This window comes from Williamsia sp. 1135, assembly GCF_002095395.1.
Taxonomy (GTDB): domain Bacteria; phylum Actinomycetota; class Actinomycetes; order Mycobacteriales; family Mycobacteriaceae; genus Williamsia.
The window spans coordinates 51,400-65,070 of the sequence record NZ_MJEI01000085.1 but is presented as its reverse complement, the minus strand read 5'-3'; the positions used below and the strand labels follow the sequence as shown (position 1 = coordinate 65,070).

16 protein-coding genes are annotated in these 13,671 nt (G+C 65.3%); 9 read left to right on the top strand and 7 right to left on the bottom strand.

The genetic code is table 11. The features are described from left to right. Positions 1–124: 124 nt before the first annotated feature. A complete protein-coding gene (locus BFL43_RS10655; protein ID WP_084892516.1) occupies positions 125–973 on the top strand; it encodes an SDR family oxidoreductase in 849 nt (282 codons plus the stop codon). A gap of 52 nt (positions 974–1,025) precedes the next feature. After that, complete coding sequence (locus tag BFL43_RS10650) at positions 1,026–1,667, top strand: endonuclease (RefSeq protein ID WP_084892515.1); 642 nt, start codon at positions 1,026–1,028, stop codon at positions 1,665–1,667. A gap of 18 nt (positions 1,668–1,685) precedes the next feature. Here the strand turns inward: BFL43_RS10650 and BFL43_RS10645 are convergent, their stop codons facing one another. The 5 genes from BFL43_RS10645 to BFL43_RS10625 form a co-directional block, all read right to left on the bottom strand. After that, complete coding sequence (locus tag BFL43_RS10645) at positions 1,686–2,192, bottom strand: hypothetical protein (protein WP_240498190.1); 507 nt, start codon at positions 2,190–2,192, stop codon at positions 1,686–1,688. Next, the gene (locus tag BFL43_RS10640) at positions 2,189–3,124 is read right to left on the bottom strand and encodes a hypothetical protein (protein ID WP_084892514.1); all 936 of its coding nucleotides are present in this window, start codon (positions 3,122–3,124) and stop codon (positions 2,189–2,191) included. Before BFL43_RS10640 ends, BFL43_RS10645 begins: the two co-directional genes overlap by 4 nt. Before the next feature lie 7 nt (positions 3,125–3,131). Beyond that, positions 3,132–4,388, bottom strand: a complete 1,257-nt coding sequence (gene serS, locus BFL43_RS10635; RefSeq protein WP_084892513.1) for a serine--tRNA ligase — start codon at positions 4,386–4,388, stop codon at positions 3,132–3,134. Between the two features lie 10 nt (positions 4,389–4,398). After that, positions 4,399–4,815, bottom strand: coding sequence for an ankyrin repeat domain-containing protein (locus BFL43_RS10630; RefSeq protein ID WP_084892512.1), 417 nt, complete (start codon positions 4,813–4,815; stop codon positions 4,399–4,401). Positions 4,816–4,886: 71 nt separating this feature from the next. Further along, a complete protein-coding gene (locus BFL43_RS10625) occupies positions 4,887–6,107 on the bottom strand; it encodes an MFS transporter (protein WP_240498189.1) in 1,221 nt (406 codons plus the stop codon). Positions 6,108–6,187: 80 nt separating this feature from the next. Between BFL43_RS10625 and BFL43_RS10620 the strand changes: the two genes are divergently transcribed. From BFL43_RS10620 to BFL43_RS10610, 3 genes are all read left to right on the top strand, one after another. Next, complete coding sequence (locus BFL43_RS10620; protein ID WP_084892511.1) at positions 6,188–6,646, top strand: helix-turn-helix domain-containing protein; 459 nt, start codon at positions 6,188–6,190, stop codon at positions 6,644–6,646. Between the two features lie 109 nt (positions 6,647–6,755). Then, positions 6,756–7,853 (top strand): septum formation family protein, encoded by a 1,098-nt coding sequence (locus BFL43_RS10615; protein ID WP_084892543.1) that lies wholly within the window; start codon positions 6,756–6,758, stop codon positions 7,851–7,853. Between the two features lie 3 nt (positions 7,854–7,856). After that, on the top strand, positions 7,857–8,207 hold the full coding sequence (locus BFL43_RS10610; RefSeq protein ID WP_084892510.1) for a metallopeptidase family protein: 351 nt from the start codon (positions 7,857–7,859) through the stop codon (positions 8,205–8,207). A gap of 13 nt (positions 8,208–8,220) precedes the next feature. Here the strand turns inward: BFL43_RS10610 and BFL43_RS10605 are convergent, their stop codons facing one another. Further along, the gene (locus BFL43_RS10605) at positions 8,221–8,883 is read right to left on the bottom strand and encodes a histidine phosphatase family protein (RefSeq protein ID WP_084892509.1); all 663 of its coding nucleotides are present in this window, start codon (positions 8,881–8,883) and stop codon (positions 8,221–8,223) included. Then, positions 8,880–9,800, bottom strand: coding sequence for a prephenate dehydratase (gene pheA / locus BFL43_RS10600; RefSeq protein WP_084892508.1), 921 nt, complete (start codon positions 9,798–9,800; stop codon positions 8,880–8,882). Before pheA ends, BFL43_RS10605 begins: the two co-directional genes overlap by 4 nt. Positions 9,801–9,909: 109 nt before the next feature. On the opposite strand from pheA, the gene BFL43_RS10595 reads away from it, so the two are divergent. From BFL43_RS10595 to BFL43_RS10580, 4 genes are all read left to right on the top strand, one after another. Next, on the top strand, positions 9,910–10,674 hold the full coding sequence (locus tag BFL43_RS10595; RefSeq protein ID WP_084892507.1) for a DUF2470 domain-containing protein: 765 nt from the start codon (positions 9,910–9,912) through the stop codon (positions 10,672–10,674). Positions 10,675–10,710: 36 nt separating this feature from the next. Next, the gene (locus BFL43_RS10590; RefSeq protein WP_084892506.1) at positions 10,711–11,517 is read left to right on the top strand and encodes a type II CAAX endopeptidase family protein; all 807 of its coding nucleotides are present in this window, start codon (positions 10,711–10,713) and stop codon (positions 11,515–11,517) included. A gap of 249 nt (positions 11,518–11,766) precedes the next feature. Continuing rightward, positions 11,767–12,933: an LCP family protein gene (locus BFL43_RS10585; protein ID WP_240498188.1), complete on the top strand. Its 1,167-nt coding sequence runs from the start codon at positions 11,767–11,769 to the stop codon at positions 12,931–12,933. A gap of 141 nt (positions 12,934–13,074) precedes the next feature. Then, a complete protein-coding gene (locus BFL43_RS10580; protein ID WP_084892505.1) occupies positions 13,075–13,614 on the top strand; it encodes a ferritin in 540 nt (179 codons plus the stop codon). The last annotated feature ends 57 nt before the right edge of the window (positions 13,615–13,671 follow it).

The following is a 13,671-nucleotide window of genomic DNA, read 5'->3' as shown; positions in this document are numbered from 1 at the left end:
TGTTCCCTTCTGCGCGTTGTCACATCAACCGACCTGGAATACCCCGAATCTCCCGGTGCCAACCAGATGTTTCGTAGCCGGCTCGCAGCGGGTACCTCCCTCACAACGACACGGAGGTATCCACATGGGCGAACACCGCGCGGAGAACATCGAATATCCGGGCAGCACAGGCGATATGGCCGAGAAGCCGAACGACGAGATGCGGTCGTACAAGGGGCGTGAGCTACTCCTCGGCAAGCGTGCCCTGATCACCGGCGGCGATTCGGGCATCGGCCGCGCGGTGGCAGTTGCGTTCGCGAAAGAAGGGGCGGATGTAGCTATCGCCTATCTGTCGGAATCCGAGGACGCCGAGCACACCAAGAAGCTGGTGGAGGAGCAGGGGCGCAGATGCTTCACCTATGCCGGCGATCTCGCAGACCCGGCGCACTGTCTGGATGTCGTCGACCGGGCGGCAGCCGACCTGGGCGGTCTGGAGATACTGGTCAACAACGTTGCCTACCAGCAACCGGTCGATGACTTCGCCGAGATCACGCCGGAGCAGTGGCGGCGTACGTTCAGCGTGAACATCGACAGCTTCTACTACGTCACCCATGCGGCGCTGAAATGCCTCGGACGCGGTGCGGCGATCATCAACACCGGTTCCATCAACGGACTACGCGGGAACAAGTCATTGATCGACTATTCGGCCACCAAGGGCGCCGTCACCGCGCTGACCTACTCGCTGGCCCAGAACCTCCTCGATCGCGGGATCCGGGTCAACTGCGTTGCGCCGGGACCGGTGTGGACGCCGCTGATCCCTGCCACCATGCCCGCGGACAAGGTCGAGGATTTCGGGGAGCAGGTGCCCTACGGTCGGGCGGCCCAGCCGGACGAGATCGCCCCGTCCTACGTGTTCTTCGCTTCCGACGTCATGTCGTCGTACTACAGCGGAGAAGTCCTCGCGCCCATCGGCGGTGAGACCCTGCCCGGTTGAGCACCCCGGGCATCAACCCACCCGGTGAAATCGTCGGCGAAAGGAAAGTCCCGTGAGCACGAAGGAACAGAGATCGGTTGCCGCCGAACTCGACAGGCGGGCAGGTCGGACCTACGCCGACGAGGCAGGTATTCGGTTGGAGGACACACCGATACCGCTGTTCGAGCTCCTGGTGTTGACGATGCTGCTGAGCGCGCGAATCTCCGCAGAGATCGCGGTCGGCGCTGCGCGTGAACTCTTCGACGCAGGTCTGCGCAACCCGAAGGCGGTGATCGACGCCGACCGCTCGGCGATCATCGCGGCGCTGGGACGCGGACACTACGCCCGCTACGACGAGAGCACCGCCACCCGGCTCACGGAGGGCTCACACCTGCTCATCGATACCTATGACGGTGATCTCCGCAAGCTCGCGTCGGCGTGCGACGGTGACGTGGGGAAGGCGCGCGAACTCCTGCAGGAGTTCAAGGGCATCGGACCGGTAGGGGCCGACATCTTCCTTCGTGAGGTGCAGGACGTCTGGCCGTGGGTCGCGCCGTTCTACGACCCCAAATCGCTGGGTGCGGCACAGGACCTGAATCTACCTGCAGACCCGGAGAAACTCGCCGACCTCACGCCCTCGTCCAACGCGAAGTTCGCTGCCGCCCTCCTGCGTGCCTCGCTGGACAAGGACCTGCGGGAGTCGTTGACCGGCTGATCGGTGTTCTCGGAGAAATCAGGGGTTCTTCGCGTCGGTGATCGCAGCTCTGATCGCTTCCGCGCACTCGGCGCCTGCCGGTTCGGTCCCCAGCCCGATGTAGAACGTGCCGGACTTTCCGTGATCACCGGGGAAACCACCCAGCGTGAACCCGGCGTCCTCAACCGACGAGAAGGCCGTTTCGAGCGCGCTTCCCACCCGGATCGTCGCGTGTTCGATCGGCAGCGACAAAGCCGACGTACCGCGTTTCTCTCCCGAGGTCACGATGATGACGTGTGTGGTGTGCAGCACCACGAGCACGTCGTGCTCCTTGTCGCGGTCGGTGCGATTGGCCTTGTGCCCGAGCAATTTTCCCAGTAACGACTGTGACGGCAGGTTCACGCTGTGCGTCAGCCAGGCCGGCATCTCGTCGGAGAGCACCAGCTGCCTGCTCTCGGCGTGCTCGGCCAGCGCCTGTGTCATGGGCATCGACAGTTCCTTGAACCGGACCATTCTGGTGGTCCGGTCGTACATCGGCGTGTTCATGCTGTCTGTTTCTCCCCGCCTGCGGCGGCCCCGTCGGAACCGCCGGCTTCTGCCTGCGCGCTGGCCTCGACCGCGCCGGACCACGCCACCGCGATCGCACCTGCGACCGCGAAGACGAAGCCGAGTACGGCCAGCCACGTGCGACCCGGCAACGCGTTGTCACCGAGCCAGATGATACCCACCAAACCCGGCACCACCGTCTCCCCGACCACCAGGGCGGCGGTCGCACCGTTCACCGAACCGAGTTGCAGCGCAACGGTATGGAGGTAGAACCCACCGATCCCCGACACGACGAGCGCGTACGCGGCCGGGTCGGCGAGGATCTCGGCGATGTCGAAATCGGTGATCCCGTGCATGACCCGGACCGAGATCGCGACCGCGCCGAACATGGCGCCTGCGCACAGACCGGCCGCGATCGCGGCCCGGGACCCCAGCCATTGGATGAGCCCGACCGACAGGGCCAGCAGGGCCAGGGTGACCAGCAACAGTGCCCAATGGAACCATTCGGCGTCGTGACCGGTGCCTTCTGAATCTGCCGAGATCCCCAGCGCGAACAAGGCGATCACCACCACCGCGATCGCGACCCAGTCGCGGCGGTGCAGGTTGATGCCCAGGACGAAAATGCCCAGGATCGCGGTGATGATGAGGTTCGCACTGACGATCGTCTGGGACAGGAAGAGCGGGATGAGCCGGGCCGAGACGGCGCTGCCGGCGAACCCGACCACGTCGAGGATCGTGCCGATGATGAACGCGGCCGTCAGCGCCGCAGCGATCGTGGACTTCATCGTCGGCGCGCCGGTCTCGGTCTCGAAACCGGCCTCCCCCCGGTCGGCCGCGGCCTGCCGTGACTTCCGTGCGCCGTAGGCCTGCATCACTGACGAGACGCCGTACGCCACACACGCGAAGAGCGCGGCGAGGATACCGATGATCATGAGGGGATTATGTCGGTGTCAGAACATCTGTGCCGACGAACGGCACCAACGCCGCCGGAACCCGGACGCTGCCGTCGGGTTGCTGATGGTTCTCCAGGATGGCGACGATCCACCGTGTGGTGGCCAGCGTGCCGTTGAGGGTCGCCGCAACCTGTGGCTTTCCGTTGTCACCTCGGTACCGGACCTGCAGCCGGCGAGCCTGGTAGGTGGTGCAGTTCGACGTGGACGTCAGCTCCCGGTAGGTGTTCTGGGTGGGAACCCAGGCCTCGCAGTCGAACTTGCGGGCGGCCGACGAGCCGAGATCGCCTCCGGCGACATCGATCACGCGGTAGGGCACGTCGATCGCGGCCAGCATCTCTTTCTGCCAGCCGAGCAGTTTGTCGTGTTCCGCCTCGGCGTCTTCCGGGCGGCAGTAGATGAACCCCTCGACCTTGTCGAACTGGTGGACCCGGATGATCCCCCGGGTGTCCTTGCCGTAGCTACCCGCTTCTCGACGGAAGCAGCTCGACCAGCCCGCGTAGCGCTTGGGGCCCGCGGACAGGTCCAGGATCTCGTTCATGTGGTAGCCGGCCATCGGCACCTCGGAGGTCCCCACGAGGAACAGGTCGTCGTCCGGCAGGTGGTAGACCTCTGCCGCATGCGCGCCCAAAAATCCGGTGCCCTCCATCACCTCTCGCCGCACGAGCACCGGCGGGATCATCACCGTGAATCCGTTGGCGGTGGCTTTCTGTGCAGCGAGCTGAAGGAGCCCGAGTTGCAGCATGGCTCCGGCTCCGGTGAGGAAGTAGAACCGCGAACCCGAAACCTTGGCGCCGCGTTCCATGTCGAGCAGTCCCAGGCTCTCGCCGAGCTCGAGATGATCCTTCGGATTCTCGATGACGGTCGGTTCGCCGATCGTCTCGAGAAGGTTGAAGTCCTGCTCGCCGCCGGCAGGCGCTTGCGGCGCCACGATGTTGTTGATGGCCCGGTGCGCGGCGTTCATCTGCTCGTCGGCAGCCGCCTCACGTGCGTTCGCGGCCTTGACCTGCTCGGAGAACTCCTTGCCCTTCGCCAGGAGCGCCTGCTTCTCGTCGGCCGGGGCTTTACCGATCAGCTTGCCGAGATCCTTCTGCTGCGACCTCAGCTGATCGGCCTCCACGATCGCGGCACGCCGAGCGGTGTCTGCTTCGAGCAGCACATCCACCAACGCGGGGTCCTCGCCGCGGGTCCGCTGAGACGCGCGGACCAGATCAGGGTTATCACGCAAAATCTTCAGGTCGATCACGGAAGAAACCCTACTTGTCGAGCAAACCCAGGTAGTCCTCGCGCCCGAACATGGACGCCGCATCGCGCGCCGTCGGGTGACCGGCGTCGGGATCCGCACCCCCCGCGACAAGCGCTGCCACCACCTCGTCGTGCGACTTGAACACCGCGCCGGCGAGTGGGGTCTGTTCTTTGTCGTTGGGCCGGTTGACGTCCGCGCCGAGCTCGATCAGCCCCGACACCACCTGCGCGTGACCGTGGTAGGCCGAGAGCATCAAGATGGTGTCGCCCGCCTGGTTGGTCAGGTTCACCGGTACTCCGGCCTTCACGTAGTCGATGAGCGCCGCGTCCCCCGCACGGGCCATCTCGAACATCCGGCCCGCGAGTTCTGCCACGTCCTCGCTGGGGGACCCGTTTGCCGGTACCTCGCCTGTGCCGTCGATTGCCATGCGTCAGACGATAATGCCGAGCGCCGACCGACACTAGGTGTACGACCGCGGCGCATTCGGATGGACCATCCTCAGCCTGCCTTCGATGTCGCGCCCGCATGACCTGATCCGTGGCCGGCGGCGTCGTATCGCGTTTTCGTGACCGTGCGCCGGCCGAGCACCCAGGTGAGTAGTCCGCAGAGGGCGAAGCTTGCGCCGAGAACGGCACATCCTGTCCACCCTGACGTGGAGTAGATCGTGGTGGTGGCGGTCGCGCCGAGGGCGGAGCCCAGCGAGTAGAAGATCATGTAGCCGCCGATCGTGCTGCTGGTCTGTTCCGAGTAGGCGGCGGTGAGAAGGGACTGGTTGCTGACGTGCACGGCCTGGACCGCGAAGTCCAGGACGATGACACCGACCACGACCAGCCAGAGCGACCAGGTGGCCTGCCCGGATGCGATCCAGGACAGGGTCAGCAGTGCCAGCGCAGCACCGGTCACGGAGTTGGCTCGGCCGGTGTCGGCCCATCGGCCTGCCCGCGCAGCCCCCAGAGCACCAGCGAGCCCGGCGATTCCGAACAAGCCGATCTGCGCCGTGCTCAATTGCCACGGTTCGGCAGCCAGTGGTAGCGCGAGTGCGCTCCAGAGCGTGCCGAAGGAAGCGAAGAGGAAGAACGCGATCATCCCGCGCGAGATGAACAGCGGCTCGCGAAAGAGGTGCCCGAATGAGGTCAGCACGTCTCCGTAGGTCCTGCGATTCGACCGGTGGTCTGCCGGCAGCTGCTTCAGTACCGCGATCGAGAGCACGACAAGAAGCAGCATGAGCGTGATGTAGATGCTTCGCCACCCCCACAGGTCGGCGAGAACCCCGGCCAGGACTCGGGCCCCGAGAATTCCGATGATGACCCCGGAGGTGACGATTCCGAGCGTGCGACCACGCTCCGCCGGCGTCGACAGATCAGCAGCGAATGCGACGGTGGTTTGCACGATGACAGCGAACAGCCCCGTCGCGGCGAGACCGATGAGCAACAGCCACAAGGCTGGAGAGACTGCGGCCACCAGCATGCCGATTGCGGCGAGAATGAGTTGGCCCGCAATGAGCTTGCGCCGGTCCAGCATGTCCCCCAGGGGAACGAGGACAGCCAACCCGGCCAGATAGCCGATCTGTCCAGTTGCCACGATCCATCCCAGGTCGGACTCGGGCACTCCTAGGTCTTGCCCGATCTGCGCGAGCACTGGCTGGGCAACGTAGATCGTCGCGACAGCGACCGAGCAGACCATCGCGAGTAGCAGCCTCAGGCCATGCGTGAGTTTCACACCATCTCCAATCAGTAGCAATTTGCAACTGATTTCAGTATGGCAAAATGGTTTCGATCTGCAACCCATCGGGAGGCGTGATGAACCAAGTGGTAAACGGTGACGACGTGACCTGGACCGACCCCACGTGCCCAGTCGCGCGGACGCTCGACCTCGTCGGAGACCGGTGGAGCCTGCTGATCATTCGCGACGCGATGGACAACGTGCGGTCGTTCACCGATTTCCAGCAACGCACCGGGGTCGCGCGCAACATTCTCACCGACCGGCTTCGCCGCCTCATCGATCACGGCATCCTCGAGCGAGAGACGGCGATCTCCGGACGCCGCCAGGTCTACGTCCTCACTGATGCGGGCCGCGACCTCTTCACGGTCATCGTGGCAATGCGTCAGTGGGGCGAGCGACACGCGTTCGCCGACGATGAAGCGCACTCCGCTCTCGTGGACGAGAGCGGCAACCGATTAGGCCGACTGCGCCCGACCGACGCTCACGGTCACGCGGTCGACGTCGACTCAACCGAAGTCATACGTGACAACGAGTAGGGATGATCTTTGGGCGACCGTGTAGGCCGGACGTCAACAACCTGCCGTCTCGCAACAACTAGGGCCCATTCCGCCGCCGGGGAGCGCCACCAGGGCATTATGGATGCCGATGATTGACAGTGGAGGACAGCGAGAACGCCTGGCCCTGGCGGCAGCACGGCATCCGGTGCGCGTGCTGCTCGCTGCGGTGCTGGTAGGCGCGGTGATCTGCGCCGGAGTGGTCGCACTGATCGGTGGATTCAACGACGCCGGCACGGTCAAGGGCGACGAGATCGGCGACGCCAAGGCGTCGACGAAGTCCACGCCTTTCACCGAATCCGCAGCAGGCGACTGCCTGACCTGGCCCGAAGAACTCCCGACAAGTCAGTCGCTGGTCGATTGCACCCAGGAGCACATGTTCGAGGTCGCGGGCGCCGTCGACACCGCGGCTTACCCGGGGATCCAGTTCGGCGAGGACGCCCCGTGGCCGGGCCCGGAGCAGTTCACCATCATCCGTGACGAACACTGCCCAGTGGTGGTCAACACCTACCTCGGCGGCAAGCTCGACCCGGCGGGGCGGTTCTCGATCGGGTTGATGTACCCGTCCGCCGAACAATGGGCGGAGGGCGAACGCACCCTGCGATGCGGTTTGCAGCTGTCCGGTACCACCGGCACGCTGAAGCCGTTCCTCGGTCACGTCCGCGATCAGGATCAGTCCCAGCAGTGGCCGTCGGGGACCTGTATCGGGATCGATATGGAGACCCGCAAGCCGACCGATCCCGTCGATTGCTCCGAACCCCATTCGTTCCAGGTGACCGCGGTGATCGACCTCGGCCTTAAATACGGGCCTGCCGGTTCACCCTGGCCGAACGTAGACGAGCAGAACACCTACCTGCAGTCGACCTGCCCCGGTGTCACCGATCAGTACCTCGGCGGCAACGACAAACTCGACCAGACGACGCTCAACCTGCAGTGGTCCACCCTGACCGAGACCAGTTGGCTGGCCGGTAGCCGAAAAGTCGTGTGCTACATCGGCCTACCCGATCAGGGCGGATTCGCGACGCTCGTCGGAGATGCGAAGGGCAACCTGCTGATCAACGGAGCGGTGCCCATCCCACCACCGGCCGAGCCACCGGGCCGACTCAATCCCACCCCGGTTCCGCTGCCCCCCGGTGTCGAGGCCAACCCTCTCGAGACGCCGGCACCCGCCGGTGGCGGCGGAGGCTGATCGATGCCGGTTGTCATGTCGGACAAAGCGTTCGACGAGCTGGTCTCCGACGCGCTCGACACCATCCCCGAAGAACTCGCCGCGGCGATGAACAACGTCGTGATCCTGGTGGAACCGCACAACGAGGAAGAGCCCGATCTGCTCGGGCTCTACTTCGGCATTGCTCTCACCGAACGCGACAGCCACTACGGCGGCACGTTGCCCGACACCATCACGATCTATCGCGAACCGATTCTCGACATGTGCGATGACGACGAGCAGGTGGTCTCAGAGGTGGCGATCACCGTGGTGCACGAGATAGCGCACCACTTCGGCATCTCCGACGACTGGCTCCACGCCAACGGCTGGGGCTGACCGGCCCGACCCGCTAACCCATCGGGTCGCGGGCCAACTCGGGCTCGTCGTCGGTGTGGAACGGGGGCAGTTCCTGGCCCCAGCGCTCGCAGGTCCACCCGTCCGGCGTGCGGGTGAGCTCGATGGAACCAGTGTTCTTCAGGTGATGTGCCAGCGCGAACTCGGCAGGCATGCCGACCAGATGCGCAGCGACGAGCCTGATCGCGGCGCCATGGCTCACCAGGTGCACCTCGCGGGCGTTCGGCCCGGACAAATACTCCTCCGCGATCGCATCGATCACCGGCAGATAGCGGGCGTAGACGTCGTCGAGCGACTCGCCACCCGGGATCCGCACCGCGGTGTCGCCGGAGAACCAGCTGCGGACCGTGGCCCCGAACACCTTGTGCGCATCCTCGGAGGTCTGGTCCTCCAGGTCGCCCACCTGCACCTCGAACAGTCCGTCGCGGACTTCGTTCGGGACGCCCCACACCGATCCGATCAATTCGGCGGTCTGCTGGGCGCGCCGGGCTGCCGACGAGATCAGGATCGGCGTCCCGGCGTCGGGACGCTCGAGTGCGTAGCGGGCAGCCTGGCGGGCCCCGAAGTCGGTGAGTCCGGCCCCCGGTAACGCCGTGTCCAGACGTTGCAACACATTCGACGTGGTCTCACCATGTCGGACCAGGTGCAGCGTGCTCATCGGTCCTTCCCCAGCCGAATCGATTCGAGCCATCTGTCGGATTCGTCGTGGCGGGGCGGCGGGGTCCCGTTCGATCGGGCCGACGGCCATGACCCCAGGAAATGCATCGCGGTGGCGCGGCGATGCAGCGCGCCGAGCGCCTCCGCGATGGGCGGATCGTCCAGGTGCCCGACGACGTCGAGGTTGAAGAAGAATCCGCCGGTACGTCGGGGCCGGGATTCGATTCTCGTCAGATCGATGTTGCGCGAGGCGAATTCGTACATCGCAGACATCAACGACCCTGGGACGTTCGGGAGGTCGAGCGTGACCGACGTGCGGTCCTGACCCGTGCGAGGTGGCACCGGTCCCGGTCTGCCGACGAGCACGAAGCGGGTGTTGGCGTCGGGTGAATCGGCGAGTCCTGTTGCCAGCTCCAGCAATTGGTTCAAACGAGCCGCCAGCGCCGTGGTCAGGGCAGCGTCGGCCCGGCCGGCCGCGACATCCTGGGCGGCCGCGGCATTGGAGGCGCTGGTGACCACCTGCGCGGCCGGAAAGCGTTGTTCGAGCGTCTCACGGACCTGCGCCGACGCCACCGGATACGCCGCGATGGTCCGGATGTCCGCCGCGTCGAGGTGTTCGCGAGCGGCGAGCGTGAACGCGATGTCCAGCACGGTCTCGGCGAAGATCTGTACTCGCGACCCCTTGATCAAGGCGTCCAGCGTCGCAGATACCGACCCTTCGATGGAGCTTTCTATCGGTACGCAGCCGTAATCGGCGCGCCCCTCGCGGACAAGGGTCACGGTTCCGGCGGGACTGCTGGCGCTGATCCGCTCGGCGGGGCCCTGGTCGGTGAGCCATGCGTTCTGCGCGAGCAACTGGTCGAGCGCCATCTCGGTGAACGTCCCGGATGGTCCGAAGTAGGCGATGGCAGGCACCATCCGAGATTACGGCAGAGATCAGAGTCGCTTCGAGGGTTGCCAACTCACCGCCAGCGGGTTTAGGTTAGGGTTACCTACACCGGCTCACCAACACCCCGCGAGGACCGAGATGCAGAAAACCGCGATCGATCGACCGTCCGACGCCGAGTCGGTTCGTACCGCCTGCATGCGGGTGACCGATGCGATGCTCGCCATCGAAGGCAGCGAACCCTCACCGGTGACGATGGTGCATCTGTATGACTCGCAGGCGTTTGTTCTCGTACCCACCGACAGCGCGGCCAGTGCACTGGCGTGGCAGGCCGGATCGAACGGGTTGCCCGCGATGGTAGAGGTCACCGACGTGGCTCCCATCGACCTGCGAGAGCAGGTCCGCTCCCTCATCTGGCTCAACGGCACCCTGCACTCGGTCCCGTCGGACCTCGAGCGCGACCTCGCCTGCGAGATCGCCACAGACCATCCCTGTCCCGGCCTGCTCGACATCGGCCACGGCTACTCACTGCTCAGACTGGGCCTGACATCGGCGGTCCTCGCGAACAGCGGCGGCGCAGCCTCGGTCAGCTCGGATGAACTCGCGCAGGCCGTGCCCGACCCCTTCTGGGAGTTCGAGGCCGACTGGGTCGCACACATGGATTCCGATCACGCCGACCTGGTCACCGCACTCAGCAACCGCCTCCCCACCGAACTCCGCGACGGCCGGGTGCGGCCGCTGGGCATCGATCGCTTCGGTATCCGGTTCCGGATCGAAGGTCCGGAGAGCGACTCCGACGTGCGGCTGCCATTCCCGCGCCCGGTCGGCGATGTCTTGGAGCTGTCCAAGGCACTGCGCACGCTGGCCGGCTGCCCATTCCTCAACAGCCTCCCCGGTCACAGCTGAGAACGCCTCACATACTCCGTCAGTAATCTCAATCGGGTGAACCTGCGCCCATGGCTGACGCCGACTCGTCCGGCGCAGATCGAGGTCGTCACCGATCCCACTGCGCGCCGCGGGATCGGTATCGAGATAGCGATCGTCCTGACCCTGACGTTCGGTCTTTCGGCCGCGTCCTCGCTCCTCTCGATCATCGAGGACCTGCTGTCCACGGAAGGTCTCGGCGGCGCCAGCGTCGCGCTGAACTCCAGCTCGTCCGACCTGGGTCTCATCGACTTCTTCCGGCAGTTGCTCTCTGCCACGAAACTCTTCGCCATCGCGGCGTTGGGGATCTACCTGATCTGGCGCGCCGGGGTTCCTTTGGCTCGCATCGGTTTCCCGAAGCTCAGGGCCAAGTTCGACGTGGGCCTGGGCGCCGGTCTCGCCGCGCTGATCGGCATCCCCGGACTGGGCCTCTATCTGGTGGCCCGAGCCCTCGACCTCAACGTCCAGGTGTTGCCGTCGAACCTCGACGAGACGTTCTGGCGCCTTCCCATGCTGGTGTTCTCTGCGATCGCCAACTCTGCGGCCGAAGAGTTCGTGGTGGTCGCCTACCTCATCACCCGGCTCCGGCAGCTCGGGTGGAGCGAGAACCGCAGTGTGCTGTTCTCGGCGGTGCTGCGCGGCAGCTACCACCTGTACCAGGGTTTCGGCGCGGCCCTCGGCAACATCGTCATGGGCCTGGTCTTCGGCAGGGTGTTCCAGCGCACCGATCGGATATGGCCGCTGGTCATCGGACATGCCCTCATCGACACCGTCGCCTTCGTCGGCTTCGCGCTCCTGAGGGACCATCTCAGCTGGCTTCGCTAAAGTCTGTGCAATGACAGCTGGCCAGATGCGATGAGCGACCGGGAAGAGCCGTTCATCCGCCGCCCCCGCCAGGGCCCGCCGGCGGCCAATCAACCTGATCCGACCCGGCGGATGGGGCCTGGTCAGCCGCCACATCAGGGACCGCCCCAGCAGGGACCGCCGCGACACGGGCGTCCACCCCAACCGAACCCGCAGCAGCGTCCGCGGCCCAATCCGAACCAACAGGGCGTTCCTCCCATTCCCCCGCCCATGACCCGCAAGGGCCCACCCCCGGCTCAACCCGGCTATCAGTCCCCGCGGGCCTGGTCGCAGTCCGAGGCTCCGGAGACCCGCACCGGGCAGCCGCCGCGGCAGAGTCCGCCACCGCCGATCGTCGCCTACAACCGGCCCCGACCACCCGAACCACCGCGGGATCGGCCACCGCGGCCGGCAGATCGCTATGCGCCGCCTCCGCCGTCCCGAACGCGCCGCAAGCGTCGTATCCCGATCCTGCGCACGATTCTCATCCTGCTGCTGGTGATGGTGCTGGGCACCGTCGGCCTGCTCGCGTACTTCGACACCAAACTGAACCGGGTCGATGCGCTATCCAACTACGAGGGCAGGGTCGCAGGCACGGCCGGGACGAACTGGCTCCTCGTCGGTTCCGATTCACGGGCCGACCTCAGCGAGGAAGAACGAGCAGCGCTGGCCACCGGGGACAGCGAGGGGTCCCGGACCGACACCATCATGCTGGTTCACTTCGGGTCGGGCGGTAAGCCGATGATCATCTCGATCCCCCGCGATCTCTTCGTCGACATCCCCGGCAACGGCGCGCACAAGATCAACGCCGCCTTCAGCATCGGCGGCCCGGAGCTGCTGGTGCAGACGATCGAGACGAACACCGGGGTGCACATCGATCACTATGCCGAGATCGGCTTCGGCGGTTTCGACAAACTCGTCGACGCCGTCGGCGGCATCGAGATGTGCCTCGACGCACCCATCAACGATCCCCTCGCCGGCATCGACCTGCAAGCCGGATGCCAGACACTGAACGGCAAAGAGGCCCTTGGCTTCGTCCGGACCCGGGCCTTCGCGAACGCCGACCTCGATCGCGTGGTGAATCAGCGCAAGTTCATGGCCGCGCTCATGCAGAAGGCCACCAGCTTCTCGACCATCCTGAACCCTTTTCGCTTCTGGCCGTTGGTCAGTGGCACTGTGGGATCGCTCACTGTCGACAACGGCGACCACATCTGGCACCTCGCCAGACTCGCGTGGGCGCTGCGCAGCGATCCCGTCACCGTCACCACCCCCAACGGAGGACCGGTCTTCACCGATGACGGAGACTCACTTGCGTGGGGAGATAACACAACTCAGTTCTTCAAAGCCATCGCCGATGGTGACGAAGTACCGCCGGAGCTGATTCAAACAGGCGGATGAGGGTTCGCGCCGGACTGAGATTGGGCGTCAAATCCCTTGTATTCCAAGGTTAACCTTGCCTCAGAACCCTTTGGATAAGCCATCCTAAGTAAGGATGAACTTGGGTGACAAGGGGTTTGACCTGCTACTACCTTGGTTTCCATGAGCAACAAGATGACCAAGTTCCACTCGCTGCTGCAGGAGCAGATCCGCCACGAGTTCTCGTCCTCACAGCAGTACATCGCCGTGGCCGCCTTCTACGACAACGAGGACCTCCCGCAATTGGCCAAGCACTTCTACGGCCAGTCCGTCGAAGAGCGCAACCACGCGATGATGATCGTGCAGTACTTCCTCGATCGCGACATCACTGTGCAGCTGCCCGGCATCGAGCAGCCCGAGAACTCCTTCGCGGACTACCGCGCGCCCATCAAGCTCGCGCTCGAGCAGGAGCAGCGTGTCACCGACCAGATCGTCCAGCTGGCCAAGGTCGCCCGCGACGAAGGTGATTACCTCGGCGAGCAGTTCATGCAGTGGTTCCTCAAGGAGCAGGTCGAAGAGGTCGCTGTGATGCGCACCCTCCAGACCGTCGCGGACCGCTGCGACGGCAACCTGTTCGACCTCGAGAACTTCATCTCGCGTGAGATCGGCGTCGCCGCCACAACCGACGCCACCGCACCGGCCGCCGCCGGTGGCTCGATCTAGACCATCTCTGCAGCCAGCAACGGGCGCCCCCTTCTCGGGGGCGCCCGTTGTGTTGTG

Excerpts from the sequence above, each read along its gene's own strand:
- BFL43_RS10655 (WP_084892516.1), top strand. The coding sequence starts at position 125 with ATGGGCGAACACCGCGCGGAGAACATCGAATATCCGGGCAGCACAGGC.
- BFL43_RS10645 (WP_240498190.1), bottom strand. The coding sequence starts at position 2,192 with ATGAACACGCCGATGTACGACCGGACCACCAGAATGGTCCGGTTCAAG.
- BFL43_RS10640 (WP_084892514.1), bottom strand. The coding sequence starts at position 3,124 with ATGATCATCGGTATCCTCGCCGCGCTCTTCGCGTGTGTGGCGTACGGC.
- BFL43_RS10630 (WP_084892512.1), bottom strand. The coding sequence starts at position 4,815 with ATGGCAATCGACGGCACAGGCGAGGTACCGGCAAACGGGTCCCCCAGC.
- BFL43_RS10620 (WP_084892511.1), top strand. The coding sequence starts at position 6,188 with ATGAACCAAGTGGTAAACGGTGACGACGTGACCTGGACCGACCCCACG.
- BFL43_RS10615 (WP_084892543.1), top strand. The coding sequence starts at position 6,756 with ATGATTGACAGTGGAGGACAGCGAGAACGCCTGGCCCTGGCGGCAGCA.
- BFL43_RS10610 (WP_084892510.1), top strand. The coding sequence starts at position 7,857 with ATGCCGGTTGTCATGTCGGACAAAGCGTTCGACGAGCTGGTCTCCGAC.
- BFL43_RS10605 (WP_084892509.1), bottom strand. The coding sequence starts at position 8,883 with ATGAGCACGCTGCACCTGGTCCGACATGGTGAGACCACGTCGAATGTG.
- pheA (WP_084892508.1), bottom strand. The coding sequence starts at position 9,800 with ATGGTGCCTGCCATCGCCTACTTCGGACCATCCGGGACGTTCACCGAG.
- BFL43_RS10595 (WP_084892507.1), top strand. The coding sequence starts at position 9,910 with ATGCAGAAAACCGCGATCGATCGACCGTCCGACGCCGAGTCGGTTCGT.
- BFL43_RS10585 (WP_240498188.1), top strand. The coding sequence starts at position 11,767 with ATGACCCGCAAGGGCCCACCCCCGGCTCAACCCGGCTATCAGTCCCCG.
- BFL43_RS10580 (WP_084892505.1), top strand. The coding sequence starts at position 13,075 with ATGAGCAACAAGATGACCAAGTTCCACTCGCTGCTGCAGGAGCAGATC.